Annotated in this window: 15 protein-coding genes; 2 read left to right on the top strand and 13 right to left on the bottom strand. The window is 42.0% G+C overall.

Features of this window, described 5'->3' with window-relative positions:
• The 12 genes from VNE01S_RS17995 to murB all read right to left on the bottom strand — a co-directional run.
• On the bottom strand, window positions 1-525 hold a 525-nt coding region (locus tag VNE01S_RS17995), incomplete at its 3' end, for a glycosyltransferase family 4 protein (RefSeq protein WP_156472008.1).
• A gap of 38 nt (window positions 526-563) precedes the next feature.
• Window positions 564-1829 carry a lipid IV(A) 3-deoxy-D-manno-octulosonic acid transferase gene (gene waaA / locus VNE01S_RS17990; protein WP_053396307.1) on the bottom strand — a complete coding sequence of 422 codons (1266 nt, stop codon included), beginning with the start codon at window positions 1827-1829 and terminating at the stop codon, window positions 564-566.
• Window positions 1830-1859: 30 nt separating this feature from the next.
• Window positions 1860-2756, bottom strand: coding sequence for a hypothetical protein (locus tag VNE01S_RS17985; protein WP_053396308.1), 897 nt, complete (start codon window positions 2754-2756; stop codon window positions 1860-1862).
• Between the two features lie 15 nt (window positions 2757-2771).
• Entirely contained in the window at window positions 2772-4043 is a 1272-nt protein-coding gene (locus tag VNE01S_RS17980) for an O-antigen ligase family protein (RefSeq protein ID WP_053396309.1), read from the bottom strand.
• Window positions 4044-4050: 7 nt separating this feature from the next.
• Entirely contained in the window at window positions 4051-5076 is a 1026-nt protein-coding gene (waaF, locus tag VNE01S_RS17975; protein WP_053396310.1) for a lipopolysaccharide heptosyltransferase II, read from the bottom strand.
• Window positions 5069-6070 carry a lauroyl-Kdo(2)-lipid IV(A) myristoyltransferase gene (lpxM, locus tag VNE01S_RS17970; protein WP_053396311.1) on the bottom strand — a complete coding sequence of 334 codons (1002 nt, stop codon included), beginning with the start codon at window positions 6068-6070 and terminating at the stop codon, window positions 5069-5071. The genes waaF and lpxM overlap by 8 nt, the downstream gene beginning before the upstream one ends.
• A 74-nt stretch (window positions 6071-6144) precedes the next feature.
• Window positions 6145-7311 carry a nucleotide sugar dehydrogenase gene (locus VNE01S_RS17965; RefSeq protein ID WP_053396312.1) on the bottom strand — a complete coding sequence of 389 codons (1167 nt, stop codon included), beginning with the start codon at window positions 7309-7311 and terminating at the stop codon, window positions 6145-6147.
• A gap of 65 nt (window positions 7312-7376) precedes the next feature.
• The gene (locus tag VNE01S_RS17960; protein WP_162208411.1) at window positions 7377-7733 is read right to left on the bottom strand and encodes a serine O-acetyltransferase; all 357 of its coding nucleotides are present in this window, start codon (window positions 7731-7733) and stop codon (window positions 7377-7379) included.
• A 136-nt stretch (window positions 7734-7869) separates the two neighbouring features.
• Window positions 7870-8811: an ADP-glyceromanno-heptose 6-epimerase gene (rfaD, locus tag VNE01S_RS17955; RefSeq protein WP_053396314.1), complete on the bottom strand. Its 942-nt coding sequence runs from the start codon at window positions 8809-8811 to the stop codon at window positions 7870-7872.
• Between the two features lie 130 nt (window positions 8812-8941).
• Window positions 8942-9577 carry a helix-turn-helix transcriptional regulator gene (locus VNE01S_RS17950; RefSeq protein WP_053396315.1) on the bottom strand — a complete coding sequence of 212 codons (636 nt, stop codon included), beginning with the start codon at window positions 9575-9577 and terminating at the stop codon, window positions 8942-8944.
• A gap of 79 nt (window positions 9578-9656) precedes the next feature.
• Window positions 9657-10622 (bottom strand): bifunctional biotin--[acetyl-CoA-carboxylase] ligase/biotin operon repressor BirA, encoded by a 966-nt coding sequence (gene birA / locus VNE01S_RS17945; protein ID WP_053396316.1) that lies wholly within the window; start codon window positions 10620-10622, stop codon window positions 9657-9659.
• A complete protein-coding gene (gene murB, locus VNE01S_RS17940; protein ID WP_082331712.1) occupies window positions 10619-11665 on the bottom strand; it encodes a UDP-N-acetylmuramate dehydrogenase in 1047 nt (348 codons plus the stop codon). The genes birA and murB overlap by 4 nt, the downstream gene beginning before the upstream one ends.
• Before the next feature lie 59 nt (window positions 11666-11724).
• On the opposite strand from murB, the gene VNE01S_RS17935 reads away from it, so the two are divergent.
• The gene (locus VNE01S_RS17935) at window positions 11725-12156 is read left to right on the top strand and encodes a GNAT family N-acetyltransferase (protein ID WP_053396318.1); all 432 of its coding nucleotides are present in this window, start codon (window positions 11725-11727) and stop codon (window positions 12154-12156) included.
• 163 nt (window positions 12157-12319) lie between these two features.
• Window positions 12320-13660, top strand: coding sequence for a CDP-diacylglycerol--serine O-phosphatidyltransferase (gene pssA, locus VNE01S_RS17930; RefSeq protein ID WP_053396319.1), 1341 nt, complete (start codon window positions 12320-12322; stop codon window positions 13658-13660).
• 58 nt (window positions 13661-13718) lie between these two features.
• Here pssA and VNE01S_RS17925 read toward each other — a convergent pair whose 3' ends face one another.
• A complete protein-coding gene (locus VNE01S_RS17925) occupies window positions 13719-15194 on the bottom strand; it encodes a hypothetical protein (RefSeq protein ID WP_053396320.1) in 1476 nt (491 codons plus the stop codon).
• Window positions 15195-16231 lie beyond the last annotated feature (1037 nt).

Here is a 16231-nt window from a genome sequence, read left to right as displayed (position 1 = left end):
TTCTGCATCGAAACGCTTCGTATCAACAAAGTTGTGAATAACGGTAATTTTGTCACTAGGAACGTTATGAGCCTCTTGGATTTCGAGAGCACTTTTATGAGAATTGCTGATGACGTGGTAATAAGCACCTGGAGCCATCGCTCTACTTTCGATGATGTGGTTAATACGATCTTTAAAACGCATTGAGCGGTTTAATGAGCGAGACATATGTAAGCTGGTACCCGCACCAATACGGAGTACATCATGGGTCCAGGCATGCGCAAGACCATAGACTAAATCGTAATCCGATTGTTGTACGTGCTTTTCAACCGCTTTAGCAAACTTCCAAAGGCGATGAGTTTTTCCAATACTGAAGCCCCTAAGTTTTACAAATTTAACTGTTGGATGAGGCGGCTCTGCATCATGAGAGCGACAGATAATGGTGACGTCTTCACCTTTTTCGGCAAGGTAACGAGCCATCTGGTTGAGGTACAATTCAACACCACCAGAATAAGCGTGTCTTAAGTGGACTAGTGCGATCTTCATGAAGAAATACTCTTTCAAATAGCAATGTTGCCAGTTTACTACTTTTGCAACAGATTAATAGTTCGCTCAAGAGCCCCGCGGTTCTGCTCGACTAGCTGCAAAGCATTTGTAGCAAGATGATGCCCCTTTTCTAGATGAGCAAATAGGTCATTGATCTGTTCTGATAGTTGCTTACTGTCTCGACAAACTAAAATACCTTTTTGCTCGATTAATGCTTCAGTGATTTCTTTGAAATTGAAATAACTTGGCCCAGTAATGGTTGGTACATTAAGGGCCGCAGGCTCAAGTACGTTGTGGCCACCGGCTTTGTTTCCGATAAGGCTCCCACCCATGAAACATACATCTGAGGCTTTGAGTAATTGCAGCATTTCACCCATTGTATCAGCAAGGTAGACTTGAACTGATTCTGTTATTGGTTGAGCGGAAGTTCTGCGAATCGTTGTGAACCCCAAATCGATACAAAGCTCGTATACTGAGTTAAAACGCTCTGGATGCCTAGGAACCAAAATGAGCAGTGCGTTAGGGTGCTTGAGAAGTGCTTTCTTATGAGCGATTAATACTTGTTCATCCTCACCTTTATGCGTACTTGCTGCGATCCATATTGGTCGCTGTAGCCCTAATTCGGCTCGAATTTGCTCACCTTGCTGAACTACAGTTTGATCAACATTAATATCAAACTTAATCGAACCTGTTATCTCCACATTTTCTGGTTTGATACCTAGGTGTATAAACCTTTCGGCATCTGATTTTGACTGGCATAGCCACTGTGAGACAGTTCTAGAGATTGAGTTGAATAGTGGTTGCAACTTTGCATAGTTGCGACAAGATTTTTCCGATAGTCGAGCATTGATGACAGAGATATCTATACCTTGTTTGTTGACCTGATGAAGAGTGTTTGGCCAGAGTTCAGTCTCAATAATGATGAGCTTTTTGGGCTTAATCACTTTTAGAAATCGATATATAGCAAAGCCAAAATCGATTGGCATATAGCGGTGTTCGACTAAATCACCCAACTTAGCAACTTGCTCAGCTCCTGTACTCGTTGTGGTGGTAACAACAATTGGCTGGAGAGGGGTTTGTTGTTTTAATTGCTTTATAACGTTGGCTGCAAGTATTGACTCCCCCACAGACACTGCGTGAATCCAAATGGGTTGCTCTTTAGCTATTATCTTAGGAGTAAAACCAAAATGCTCTTTCCAGCGTGAACCAAAAGTAGGTTTGCCTGGTTTTTTTTTGTACAGGCTGAATAAAAGGAACGGAGCTACTAACAACAAAAGAAAAGTGTATATTTTACGAGCTATCATAATTTTCAAAGCTATGTGAGTCACGATAAACTACGAAAACACAATTTTATATGTGTTCACGACAGCCTCTATCTGTTTATCATTTTGATTATCATGAACATTTTTATTGTTGAGTGCCATGTCTTGGTTGGATTCCAGTGCAAGGAACCGTGAAGAGTAGCTTCTATCATCATGTACCTTCATCCTTTGAATGCCGTTGTGGATACACATCAAATTGACCCAAACATCATCGGCGCTAGGAGCCAAGGCCATAAAACTCTCTTCCTGACACAATGCTTGATAATTAAGTCCTGCTGGGAATAGTGTACCAGCACCTGTGGTGAGGAAGGTGTTCAGACCGTTTTTAGTATAAGAGGACTCGTATTCCCAGCGCTTATAAGGTCGAACTTTTCCGTTTTCAAAGGTTATTGTATGAGCTCGAGTTCCAATGATGTGGCCTGGGTAACTCGCTTTAGCTTTTGTTAACTGCTCAATCAGATCATGAGGATAAAGAAAATCGTCATCAATTGTGATGATATCCGCTTTAGGGAATTCTTTTAAGCTCGGAATGAGCTTTTTATAGGATCTTAAATCTTTACAGAATCGGACTTCTAGACCACGTTCGATTTGTTTTTGAAGCGATAGTGGGATGGTATCTAGATTAAACTCTTTCTCATCAAGCCATAAAACGATTTTACAAGCTTTAAGAGTTTGCAGTCCGATGGATTCTATCACTAAATAGACATCATGAATTCTTCGAGAGTAGGTTGTAAGGCTTACAACTGTGGGAGTTGCAGTGGGCACGGACGCAACTAAGCTATCTTGACTTGTCATTGCTCGAGAGTGGAAAAAACTTTTTTTCACTAAAGACTCTACGGTTAAGTCTAGCTTTCGTAACGCTCTTCTTTCTTGTTTGAAATTTCTTAGATGACGTTTAATAAACTTCATATCTTAAATTCATTCTTAGGCTAAAGGGGGGGCTGATTTGCTAGTGCTAGGTTTTGGCATAAAAAACAGAGAGCCAATAATAATACTGTGAATATATAAACCATACCCTTTGGTATTGAAAGACTCAAAGTTATTTATTATAAGCCAAAACAGTAGGAAGCAAACATAGAAAACTTTAGTACTATAGTCAGAATGCTTCATTATATTCTGACTAATGACTGTATAAAAACTGACTATAAAGAGCACGCCAACAAAACCAAATGCTACTAAAGTTTCTATATAGTAGTTGTGCAAATGGCCAAAGCCTCTTGTCCTTGCACTCGATTGAAACAACTCTGATGATTGAATAACTTGCCTTACTGCACTTTTACTTGCACCAATAATAGGGCTATCTTTAATCCAACTAGATGCTTCAACCCATGAGTTAAATCGAATCCCCCAACTAGTCATTGGAACATTTTCCCAGTCACCCTCTAAGATTTTTTCGATGGTACCGAGCTCAGGTGTAATTCTTTTCTGAAAAAAGTCAGTATTAACAATGCCTACGACCGAAACGAAAAGAATTAAGTAAAAGGCTAGATTATACTTAACCGATATATATTTCCTTAAAATTAACGGGATAGCAGCAATGATGATTAGAGAAGCCAACCAAACCTGTCGGCTTTGGCTAATAACTAAAACCCAAAGGGATAATAATATGATGGCTAATAAAACAACCACATAGGTGGTCTTATTTTTTTTTACTACCGATATTAAATATAAGCAAACCATAATAACAATAGCTGCAATCATACTTGTAAATTGGGCGTTGTATAATCCAAAGTCAACTCTTATCCATCTAATGGCTTGGTCAAACTGGTGATTGTATACTCCCTCGTAAAGTATTGTTAAAACAAACCCCGCAATGAGTGAAGAAAAAAGGATAATTCTTTTTTTTGGTCTGTTTCCAACCCAAAAAGCAATAAATACAAATAAAAACATGCTGGATAATAGTTTTAAATTAGGAGAGGAGTAAGCATATTCGGGAATAAGAAATAATGAATTAACCCAGCTTAATACTTGGATGACAATTGATGTGATAAAAAGCCAAATAATTCTTTTGTTGTGACTATTTTCTTTGAGATAATAATATAGAATAGGCAGGGTGCCGAATATAATAATGTTCTTTAGGATTCCACTCATTCCCAGATCTGGCATTGCTGTCATGGTATAAAGAACACAGCAAAGAAACATGAAAGCATCATACTTTTTTGATAATACAGCATCTTTAAAGTTAAAAATAAACATAGAGTTACTACATCTTTTCGAGAACATGGTTGGGGGATAATTCTTTTAAGCATTTTAGGTGCCCAAGTGGGCACTCACGCTTAAAGCATGGTCTACATTCAATATCAGTGCTGATAATGTCGACTGTATTAGATAGTGGGGGAGTGTAATCAGGAGATGTTGAACCGTAAACACCAATAACATGGCAACCCACGGCGGCGGCAATGTGCATTAGACCTGAATCATTACTCACAACAGTTTTGCAAGCAGCAAGCAGATCTAACGCTTCGATTAGAGATGTTTGACCCGCCAAAATATGAATATGCTGTTGATAGTCTCTTGCTACGAGTGATTGAATCTTATTGCATGTTTCGATATCTTTTTGTGAACCAAACAGCCAGACCTGCTTACCTTGACTGGCAGTGCTTTCAGCAACTTTTGCGTAATGCTCTTCGGGCCATTTTTTTGCTGGTCCAAACTCAGCGCCAGGGCATAGCCCTACTGCATCTCTGTCACTTGACAGTGAAAACTTATCAATAGTGAGTTGTTGTAGCTTTGAATTGATTGATAGGTTCGGTTTAGGCAGATTGACTAAACCTCCCAATGAGCCAGAATCTATCATTTCAGATTTTTTGTGGGCAAGTGCGGCATATCGCTCGGTCATATACTGAAACGCTTTTTTGTTTGAGCGTAAATCGTTGAGCAGACCATATCGAAACTCCCCCTTCCAACCAGTGCGTTTGGGGATATTGGCAAACCAAGGGATAAGAGCAGATTTAGCTGAGTTTGGTAATACAATTGCTTGAGTATATTTCTCTGTACGCAGGGTAAGTCCTATCTTAAGGCGAGTTGCTAGATTGAGTTCTCCGTGACCAATTGGCATTTCAATTGCGCGGTTAACTTCAGGCATTCGGTCCAAAATAGGCTTACACCAAGCTGGGGCGAGAACGTCGATGATAGTATTAGGATCAAGTTCTTTGATTAGGGTATACAGGGTCTGGGACATGACCATATCTCCAACCCAAGAGGGGCCAATGATTAGAATTTTATTCACTTTTTGCTCCTCTATTCATCCACTCTGAACTGTATTTTTCTTTAAACACATTGTAATAATTTAAGCCATCTTTTTGGCTGTAGAGTAAATTCAACACCCACATATACTGCTCTGGTTTCGGGCTAACAAACGTTTCTATAGCGATGTTCATAGCACGAGCGTCAGACTTATCATCACTTTGTAATTCAAGCGCGGGCAAGACTTCAAGCTGATATTTGCCCGTTTTAGTATTGGTTGAAGCAAATAAAGGGACAATTTTAGCACGAGAGAGCTTTGCCAGTTTGCTTAATCCCGGTAGCGTTGCTTTGGTCGTTGCAAAAAAGTTTACGAATTCACTAATTTCTGCACCGTGATCTTGGTCGGGTAGGTAATATCCTAAGTAACCATCTTTAACTGATTTAATGAAAGGCTTTATACCGCCTGAACGTTCATATACACGGCCACCATATTGCACTCGTTGGCGGTGCATCAGCCAATCGGCAAGGGCATTTTTTTGTTTTTTCGCCATCGCTGATACAGGTAAACCTTGAGATGCGAGTAGAATAGCTGGCACATCAATTGCCCATGAATGTGGAACTAACAAGATCACCTTTTCACCCTTGTTAGTATATTGAGTGAGGTGCTCTTTATTGACAAAATCACACTGTTCTTGCAGCCAAGATTTTGAACGTAGGCTCAGTAAGCTAAATCGTAGAACGAATATTGCTGCGGTATAGAGTGTGTTTTCAATGAGCGCTTCACGCTCCTCAAAGCTTTTTTCTGGGAAACATAACTCGAAATTAACGCGCGCACGGTGAGCCGGCCCCTTATTTGACTTTGTTAATTTTTTTGCAAGCTTGGCGGCGATCCATTGGTGAACTGTGAGGGGGAGTAACGCTATAGGAAGTAAAAGAATAACCAATATCCAAGTCCCCCAATATTTAGGTGCAAGAAAACCCCACTCAAAGGTCGGGTTATAGGCTTTTGGATCGTAATCGTTACGTTCTGTGGTCATATTGTTCTAAGTTCCTAGAGTTTTAACTTCTGACGGTTTGCCAATGAAAGTTAACTTAAATAGGAACAACTCCCCTAATCACTACCAAATAAGTCGCGAGTATATACTTTATCGGCTACATCCGCTAAATCTTCATTCATACGGTTAGAAACGATTACGTCAGCTTCAGCTTTAAAAGCTATGAAATCAGTAACGACTCGTGAGTTGAAAAAGTGCTCTTCTTTCAGTACCGGCTCATAAACAATGACTTCAACCCCTTTCGCTTTTAAACGTTTCATTATGCCTTGAATCGAAGAGGCGCGGAAGTTATCAGAGCCCGTTTTCATTATTAGCCGATTAATACCGACCACTTTAGGAGCGCGTTTAAGGATCGATTCTGCGATAAAGTCTTTTCGTGTCCTATTTGCATCGACAATTGCACCAATAATGTTGTTTGGAACATCTTTGTAATTAGCAAGCAGCTGTTTGGTATCTTTTGGCAGGCAGTAACCACCGTAACCAAAAGATGGATTGTTGTAATGATTACCAATGCGTGGGTCTAAACCTACACCTTGAATGATTTGACGAGCATCTAGTCCGAGTGATTCAGCGTAAGAGTCTAACTCGTTAAAGTATGCGACTCGCATTGCAAGGTAAGTGTTTGAGAAGAGTTTCACCGCTTCGGCTTCGGTAGAGTTGGTGAACAATACCTCGATATCTTGCTTTTCTGCGCCTTCAACCAACAGATTAGCAAACAATTCAGCACGTTCGCTCTGTTCACCTACTATAATACGAGAAGGGTGCAAATTATCGTAAAGCGCTTTGCCTTCCCGTAAAAACTCGGGAGAGAAAATGATATTATTGCAATTAAGCTCTTGCTTGATGCGTTCAGTATAGCCCACAGGAACTGTGGACTTAATGACCATTACAGCGTTAGGGTTAATGGTCATTACGTCACGGATAACAGCTTCTACTGATGATGTATTGAAATAGTTTGTATTAGGATCATAATCTGTCGGTGTTGCGATAACAACATACGTCGCATTCTCATAAGCTAGCTTCTTGTTAACGGTTGCAGTGAAGCTAATGTCTTTGTTGGTGAGAAAGTCCTGAATGTCGACATCTACGATTGGCGATTGTTTTTTATTCAGCATCTCTACTTTATTTTCGATGATATCAACCGCAACCACTTCATGATTTTGTGCTAATAACATCGCATTTGACAAGCCAACGTAGCCTGTACCCGCAACTGCAATTTTCAAAATGACTACCTTAATTTTTACGAATTTGAGTGTTGTGGACTTATAAACGATAGGAAAATAAAGTTCTACCTAAACTTCTCTGGTAGTGGCTTAATGTTATTAAAGCCAACCACAAGGCTAAACGGGGGAACAGTTGTAGTGACAACTGCGTTTGCACCAATAAAAGAGTTGTGGCCAATGGTAATTTTCCCTGCGATTACCGCCCCTGCAAAAATTTTCACGTTGTTTTCAATGGTAGGCATTGTCGTGTCATTGCCTTTTAGGTCTGCCCCGATACTTGAACCTATAGTGACATTTTGCAATATAGTGACGTTTTCTTTTACAGTCGCACCTCGACCAATAATAATCCCGAGAGCATGAGGGAAATGAACGGAGAGATCAACACAAGCGCCCGGCATAATGTGGCAGCTAAATGTAGACATGATTTTTTTCTCATAGTATCTAGCTAGTCTTCTATAGCCTTTACTATAAAACCAATTCATAACATCTATGTAGCAACGAAGCTTACTAGGCCCCAGTGACTTCAAGGCCCCCTTTACAATCTTGTTGATAATCATATTATTTATTGATTATATCCATGTATTCCGCAACGCCTTCGGCAACCGATTTAAACTCGTGGTCACATCCGGCAGCGCGCAGTTTGGTCAGGTCTGCCTGGGTAAACTCTTGGTATGCACCTTTAAGATGCTCTGGGAATGGAATAGTTTCCACTTCACCTTTACCATGGTGAGCAATCACGGCTTTTGCCACTTCGTTAAACGATTCCGCGTTACCTGTGCCTAGGTTAAAGATGCCTGACACACCGTTTTGCAAGAACCACAAGTTAACCGCTGCAACATCACCAACGTAAACAAAGTCACGTTTGAATTGTTCGCTGCCTGCAAATAATTTTGGATTTTCACCCGCATTCATTTGATTGTTTAGGTGGAATGCCACGGAAGCCATTGAGCCCTTATGTTGTTCACGAGGGCCATACACATTGAAGTAACGGAAACCCGTCACTTGAGACAGAGTTTCACCATGAGCTTGAGCGTCTTCCCACACGCGACGCACATAATTATCAAACTGCTGTTTAGAGTAACCGTATACGTTCAGTGCACCTTCATATTGCTTTTCTTCAATAAAGGTATCGGTTTCACCATAAGTGGCCGCAGAAGACGCGTAAAGGAATGGAATTTCACGGTCTAAACAGTAATGAAGCAGTTCTTTTGAATACTCATAGTTATTGAGCATCATGTATTTACCATCCCACTCAGTGGTGGCCGAGCACGCACCTTCGTGGAAAATAGCATCGATAGGGCCGAAGTTCTCACCGGACATGATCTGTACAAGGAAGTCATCACGGTCCATGTAGTCAGCGATATCTAAGTCGACTAAGTTTTGGAATTTTTTGCCATTTTTCAGGTTGTCTACGACCAAAATGTCGTTTATGCCTTGCTCGTTAAGCGCTTTAACGATGTTGCTGCCAATCATGCCAGCGCCGCCGGTTACGATGATCATGTAAGTACCTTGTGTAAAAACCATGGAGTTGATTTGAGTATATCATGGCTTATTTGGTGGAGCCACGAAGGAGAATATGTGCAGCTAAGCGATTTGGTAACAGAGATAGGAGTAATGTGGGAGAGTGTGATTAACGTATTGGTGCATCAATCGAAGTTGTGATCTCATACACACATCGCCTTTCCCCTTCGACAATATGCTCAGTCCGAGATACGACATATTCAGGCCCTAATAGCTTCTGAAATACATTGAGCTCCGATTGGCATAAAGAGCGGCAACGTGTCGCCGCTTTACAGATGGGGCAGTGATTCTCTATAAACAGGAAGCCGGACTCTATTTGTTGTAGTTCGGCCATGTACCCTTCAGCCGTTCTGAGTTCGACCAGCTTCGTCAGTTTTGCTTGCAAGTCAATGCAATCTGCCATTGCCGTTTGGTAGGATAGGTAGACACTGTTCTCGCGCTCCAACGCCACTTTTTCTAGGCCTTCCTGACCAAAAAGATGCTCAACTGCATCAATAACTTGGATAGTAAGATCGCGATGCCTGTCCGAGAATTGGTCGTGACCTTTTTGAGTCAGAGACCAATGGCGGTTAGGCCGACCAACCTTAGCTTTAATATCCTCAAACTGCAGCAGACCGTCTTCTTCTAGCGCCTGTAAATGCTGACGAGCCCCCATAGAGGTCATGCCAAACTCTTCAGAAAGTTGTTTGGCGGTTACCGCTCCATTGCGTTTGATAGATTCTAAGATTCGATTGGTCGTTTTCATCACTACACTCCATATGCCAGAAATATTATGGAGGAATGGCTTAATAAAGCAAAGATTTGATTAAGTACTTCGATTCGAATCAGTTATTGGCGCTTCGTAGTGAAATTTCGCCACCAATAAATGCCTCAATACCTTGGTTGGTTTCAAGTATCACAGCACCTTGTTCGTTGATCCCCCTCGCGATTCCTGTGATCTCTCTTGGCCCCATTATCAATTTTATTGGGCGACCCAAGAAATTGTCCAGTCGGTTCCAACGCTCAACAAAACCAGCCATACCATACAGTTCGTAGTCACTCAGTGCTTTGTGCAACGTATTAATCATGGTGATGGCTAGCTGATTGCGGTCGATAGAACGTTCATTGGCGACTTCAGACAAACTGGCCCATGGTTGAGTGATCCCTTCTGTTTGCTCAGACATCATCAGGTTCATTCCCATGCCAATTACAAGATTAGCGGCGCCTCCGGCCTGACCAGACATTTCCACCAAAATACCGGCCAGCTTTCTGTCTTGGTAATAAAGATCGTTTGGCCATTTGAGTTTAACCTCATTCAGGCCAAGCTCTTCAAGCGCCTCCACAATCGCCACACCGACAACTAAACTTAAGCCCATTGCCGCTGCCATGCCAGCATCCAGTCTCCAGAACATCGACATATAAAGGTTTGAACCAAAAGGAGAGACCCACTCCCGTCCGCGTCGACCTCTGCCCTTTGCTTGATACTCGGCAAGACAAACCGCACCAGACTCCAGTTCATCGACTCTATCAAGCAAATATTGGTTGGTTGAGTCGATGATAGGGATAAGCTCGACAGCGCATGTTAGCTGGCTTTTTAACACCGCTTCATCTAGCAACTGCAAGGGGTTCGATAATTGATAGCCTTTACCCTGAACGCGAAAAATATCGACGCCCCATGCTTGGATACCTTTGATGTGTTTACTGATCGCCGCGCGAGAAATACCGAACTGCTCACCCAGCTCTTCACCAGAGATAAAGTCACCACGAGACAACGCCTTTAGTATGGCCAGTTTGATAGTGTGCTCTTTCATTGGCGTTGCTCCAGAATTTTGGTCAAGTTGGTTTCTGCTTTTTCCCCGATAAATCGAACCTCGTGCTCTAGTTCAATCCCGTATTTTTCGAGAACTTGATTACGAACCAGGGCCGCAAGCTCGACGACATCATTGGCTGACGCGTTATCTCTATTGACTAATACTAGTGCCTGATTCGGGTGTACTTGTGCCCCGTTTACTGTCGTGCCTTTTAAGCCACACTGGTCAATTAGCCAGCCGGCGGCCACCTTGACGCCATCATTGGTTGGGTAAGCAACCAATTCAGGGTATTGAGCTTTGAGCTGTTCGTACTGGCTTTGAGAAATGACAGGGTTTTTGAAAAAACTGCCCGCATTTCCTGTCACTGATGGGTCTGGCAGTTTGTCCATACGGATTTGGCAGACGCGATCAAAGATCTCTCGTGCTGTCACAGAATGTGCGTCGAAGGATTTTAGTGGACCGTACTCAATGTTTGGCTGCCAATCTTTTGCCAACTTAAGACCAATCGCGATGACAACGGCTTTTTGATACCAGTCATGCTTAAAAATCGAGTCTCGATAGCCAAACTGGCACTCTTGCGCGCTTAGACGTTTGGTATTGAATGTATCTAAACAAAGGATGTCTACGTACTCACATACATCTTTTAGCTCAACGCCGTACGCACCGATATTTTGGATCGGGGCACTCCCCGCACAGCCCGGGATCAATGCTAAATTTTCCAGACCGGCATAGCCCTGAGTAATGCTCCACTCAACCAGCGATGGCCAATCTTCGCCAGCATTAACGTGCACATACCAGTGAGAGTCTGATTCTGAAACGCTTTTTCCTAACAGGCGGTTGATCACCACTACACCTTGGAAAGGTTGAGTAAAAAGCATATTACTTCCTTTGCCAAGCATGAGCTTTGGTAGAGTTTGCCACTGTGCGTGTTGATAAATAGAAATCAGATCGTGTACCGACTCCGCTTCTATTAGGTAGGCGCAAGTCTGTGAAATAGAAAAAGTGTGGTAAGCCGATAAGTCGGCATCAGTCATTATTTGCATCGGAGTCATCGGGTCAACTAAACTGCGGTCATTCTACATTAAATTACTCTCTTTCGATAATGAGCCAACTAACGTTCGAAATCTTGCCACCGATCAAATTGCCTCTCGTCAGTCGTCTTTATAAAGCGCACTATCCATCAGGAAAAGCAAAGAAAGATGAACTCACTGCGGTTGCTTATCAAGAGAGCAAAATGATCGCGGTGGTGCGCTTTCGTTCCATCGAACAGTTTCGTTTGCTGACCGGAATGTTAGTTATTCCAGAATTCAGGGAGCAAGGCGTTGGTCACAAACTGATGCACTATTGTCAGCAGCAGATCCTTAAAGAAGGCGACTTTTGTTTCGCGTATCAACATCTAGAGGCATTCTATGCTCAGCATAGTTTTGTCAGTGTCGAGCCTCAGCAACTGCCCAACTCTTTGAAAATGCTGTTTGAGCGCTATGTGAAAAGCGGTAAGAAATTAGTCGCGATGAAACATAGCCAGCCGCTTTGATTACTATCAATGACCCTCTAATCTTACTGACTCTTTCGTCATGCTGTGAGCTAGGGGCAATTCTTAGCCCGCAAGCCCCAAAACTCAGCCTGCAATTCTAGGCAAATTCAACCATATTTTGTTAATATCGCTCTCCACTTTAAGTAAAGGTAATGCATCCAACATGATGACCAATAGGAATATATTCGACCAACTGCCTACTCTGGCTCAAGATCCAGCTCAGTTTGAAACGCTGTACGCTGCGCGTGATTTCAGAGCTCGCTTAATTGAGGCGATTCAAAAGGCTAGTAAGCGAATTTACCTTGTTGCCCTTTATCTTGAAGATGATGAAGCCGGTCGTGAGATTTTGACGGAACTGTACGAAGCAAAGCAGCGAAATCCGGGATTAGATATTAATGTTTGCGTCGATTGGCACCGAGCTCAGCGAGGGTTGATTGGCGCAGCACCGGGTGAAACCAACGCAGCGATGTATAAAGCATTTTCAGATAAGTACGAGCATAAAGTACCTGTTTACGGGGTGCCTGTACGCGGAAGAGAAGTGTTCGGTGTATTGCACTTAAAAGGCTTTATCATTGATGACCAAGTGATTTACAGCGGTGCCAGCCTGAACAATATCTATCTAAACTACAAAGACCGCTACCGTTTCGACCGTTACCATATCCTTAATAATCAAGCGCTGGCTGACAGCATGGTAGAGCTGGTACAAAAAGAGATGATTGAGCATCCTGCAGTCAACGATCTCACTTGTCCTATGAAGCCTGAAACGAAAGAGATTAAAGTTCAAATTCGTCAGCTTCGTGCTTCTCTCGCTAAAGCGACTTATAACTTCCAGCACCAGGAAGTCACGCCGGAGCAAGTGGCCGTCACGCCCATTGTCGGCGTCGGCAAAAAACGCAATAAACTAAACCAAGGCATCAACCAACTGCTAGCGATGGCAAAAGATGAGGTATTCATCTGTACGCCTTACTTTAATTTTCCGCGTAGTGTGGCAAAAGAAGTGAAAAAAGCCATCAAACGTGGTGTGAAAGTCACGATTGTTGTCGGTGATAAAACCGCGAATGACTTTTATATCTCACCAGAAGAAGACTTTAGGACAATTGGTGGGCTGCCATACCTTTATGAACGCAACTTACGCTTATTTGCCAAAGTAAACGAAGCCAATATCGCCAGTCGTAAGCTGTCTATTCACCTATGGAAGCACGACGAGAACAGCTTCCACCTTAAAGGCATTTGGGTCGATAAGCGTTATATGCTGCTTACAGGAAACAACTTAAACCCTCGTGCTTGGAAGCTGGATCTAGAAAACGCAATTCTCATTCAGGATCACTACCATCACCTAACAGAGCAGTTTGAGCAAGAAGTAGAGAATATCTTGCAGCATACTCAACTGATTTGTACGTATAAGCAGTTAGAGAAGTTTGAAAATTACCCAGAGCCAGTACAAAGACTAATGCGTAAAATCACTCGAGTGAAAGCAGATAGAGTACTGAGGCAGATTTTGTAATCGGTGTGACGAAGAATAGAATGAGAAAGGGCAGAGTGGATACTCTGCCCGTTTCAGTTTAAGGGGTCATTAAATACTTAGAGAAAGCTTTGTAGTCCTGATGCTGTAGTTTGTCTTTATTATTCGCATTTTTTTGGTTGCTATTAACAACTGAAATGGTATCAATACCAGAAGTGGTTTGAAAAATATTGCTATCAGGAACTGAAGCTGCAGCATCAAAATGTGCAGAAGTTAATGCAGCTTGCACATCATTATTCTGGTTTGTTTCGAAGAGTGATGTTTCTAACTTACTTAAATCAGCGCTAGCCCAAACATTGTTAATGTTTGAATCTTCAAATTTCATCAATGGTTGTTCGACTTTTGGTGAAGCGTAAATAGTTTGGTGTACCTTGTTATTGTTGCTGTTCGATTTTGCGTAAAAGGTGCTGCGTTGTAAATCGATACTTCCTGAAACCGCACTACTATAACCATTTATACAATAACCCGTAGTTGAGGAAGGACAATTTTCTTCAAGGCTCAGAGTCGTCGTTGGTTCTGGTAAGTTCAAGGAACTTAAAGTGTCAAATTCATCGATTTCTTGATCTGCATCTTTTATGTTTTTGGTGTACTCAGTTGACCATGTTTTGTGCTCTGCGGAAATATTCAAGTAATAAAGGTCATCTAAGGCTGAAGCGTAACTGTAGGCTCCATCATTAAGAGGTAAGTTTTGCCAAAGAATGGCTCCAGTACCACTGCGGTAGATGCTCAACTTCGCTGATTCTAGCGTTGTATTGCTTGAGTCGAGTGTATACCAAGGTGTGGAAGGATTATTTACCTGAGTAAGAGTGACTCGCTCTTTGGTAGCATCTGCAGGTATAAACGCATACTCCATCAAGCTTTTTTCGTCGCAACTGGATGAGTTCCTGCATAAGCGCGCCGCTAGCACTTCTTTATTAGGAAGGCTGCTGTAGCTGATGGTGTTTGGTGACAATGCTTCTACTTCATCTGTAGTAGAACGAAAAACAAAGTAGCCGTTACCATCGCCTCCATCATCAATGTTTCCGGTGTAGTCTGAAGCTACCACGGTTGTTTCTTTAAGACATGATACGCGGTTATCCCAATTTATGAATGAATTGACAGTAAATCGCTCAGGAATAAAAGGTTTTTGAATCGTTAAAATGTCATACATGCCGCCACGTGATGTAGCAACTAAACTAATGTAACCATCTGAAGCAATTTTATTTTTCTGTACTTGGATTGAACCATTACTCGGTTGAGTTGAGCTTTTCCAGCTGCCATCACTGTTGTGGATATGGAGCTCAATGTCAGTACCTTGTGCTTTTTGTGCTATGTAAGACATCGTTTGACTTGCGTCTTGTCCATAGATGGCGCATCCATTCTCCTGTCCAGCAGGAACTTCTTTCAACGCGACAAAGTCGATTTTGTATTTGGGTGGTGTATATGTTGAACCACCACCACCGTCACTGCTTGCACCGCCGCAAGCTGTCAGAAACATAGGGGCTGAAAGTAAAAGAGCGTACTTTGCCGCGTTCATAGCTAAATCCCATCCAGTCGATAATTAAATTACACAAGTATGAGCAAAAAATGTGCCGACTTAGTAGTCGGAACTTACATATATGTATAAATATCGAAGACCATCAATAGAACCAGTGTGCAAACAAGAGTCCTTCCTGCAGCAAAGGCTTACGATCACACCAAGTTGCTGGCAAGAAACGACGTTTAGTTTAATGGAAGTGACTAGTGCGGCATATAGTGGCCGGGGTTGCCATTTAGCTTGTCTAACTCTTGATTTCACAACTATTCATGGCATACAACTCGGCTTCGAACTGGTTGGAGTACTGTATAAAGGTGATTAAACAGTCAAAGTCTATCTTTATACCTTAACAATTCGACGGTACAATCCTTGCCCGTTTGCTTAGGAATGAAAGCCACCCTAAACGCCATAGCTAGATGGGTGTTGAAAGGTCGTTTTTAAGTAGAAGTTTAAAATGGTGAGAGATACGTGGTTTGGTTCTAAAAACGCGACTCTCAAGAGTTTATTAGTCTCAATTACGAGAATTGGCAATAGAAGCCAAGTGATAATCATCCAAAACTTTTAGTAAAGCATTTGAACTATTCGATTACAGAAAAAGTTTAATGTATGATTACGCGCTGAAAATTATGGATAGTAATATCGGCTAATTGATTATTAAATCAATAGTTTAGCGTGGTGGGAGCGTAACCTAAGGGCGGTAGCGTGTTTAAACCACATGGCAAAATCATGAAAAAAACTTATAGAAAAGGGATAACTAAATTCCCTATCAATTTATATGTTGGAACCACATAAATTGCAATGAGACTTGGATCGTCTTGACGATCATTTGTGGGTGTGGTCATGTACTGATTTACACAGTGATGGTGCTGCGTAATAAATGGTTTTAGCCTCTTGGACCCAGGGTCCCCGCATGTTATTAACGCGCCTATTCTTAATTTCTCGGGATAAAATTTTTAAATAGGCTTTGTTTTATTACCTAACTGTGATCTTATACTGCCTAGTGTTGGCGGTGAGTAATAAGTGATGCAGTTTCAGAT

Source organism: Vibrio nereis NBRC 15637, from assembly GCF_001591105.1.
Taxonomy (GTDB): domain Bacteria; phylum Pseudomonadota; class Gammaproteobacteria; order Enterobacterales; family Vibrionaceae; genus Vibrio; species Vibrio nereis.
Note: the sequence above shows the minus strand (reverse complement) of the source record. Positions and strands in the feature narration are given on the sequence as shown.

Bases quoted from the DNA above. Each gene is read 5' to 3' on its own strand.
- VNE01S_RS17985 (WP_053396308.1), bottom strand. From the start codon at position 2,756: ATGAAGTTTATTAAACGTCATCTAAGAAATTTCAAACAAGAAAGAAGA.
- pssA (WP_053396319.1), top strand. From the start codon at position 12,320: ATGATGACCAATAGGAATATATTCGACCAACTGCCTACTCTGGCTCAA.
- VNE01S_RS17960 (WP_162208411.1), bottom strand. From the start codon at position 7,733: ATGTCTACATTTAGCTGCCACATTATGCCGGGCGCTTGTGTTGATCTC.
- birA (WP_053396316.1), bottom strand. From the start codon at position 10,622: ATGAAAGAGCACACTATCAAACTGGCCATACTAAAGGCGTTGTCTCGT.
- lpxM (WP_053396311.1), bottom strand. From the start codon at position 6,070: ATGACCACAGAACGTAACGATTACGATCCAAAAGCCTATAACCCGACC.
- murB (WP_082331712.1), bottom strand. From the start codon at position 11,665: ATGCAAATAATGACTGATGCCGACTTATCGGCTTACCACACTTTTTCT.
- waaA (WP_053396307.1), bottom strand. From the start codon at position 1,829: ATGATAGCTCGTAAAATATACACTTTTCTTTTGTTGTTAGTAGCTCCG.
- VNE01S_RS17980 (WP_053396309.1), bottom strand. From the start codon at position 4,043: ATGTTTATTTTTAACTTTAAAGATGCTGTATTATCAAAAAAGTATGAT.
- VNE01S_RS17950 (WP_053396315.1), bottom strand. From the start codon at position 9,577: ATGAAAACGACCAATCGAATCTTAGAATCTATCAAACGCAATGGAGCG.
- VNE01S_RS17935 (WP_053396318.1), top strand. From the start codon at position 11,725: ATGAGCCAACTAACGTTCGAAATCTTGCCACCGATCAAATTGCCTCTC.
- VNE01S_RS17925 (WP_053396320.1), bottom strand. From the start codon at position 15,194: ATGAACGCGGCAAAGTACGCTCTTTTACTTTCAGCCCCTATGTTTCTG.
- rfaD (WP_053396314.1), bottom strand. From the start codon at position 8,811: ATGATCATCGTAACCGGCGGCGCTGGCATGATTGGCAGCAACATCGTT.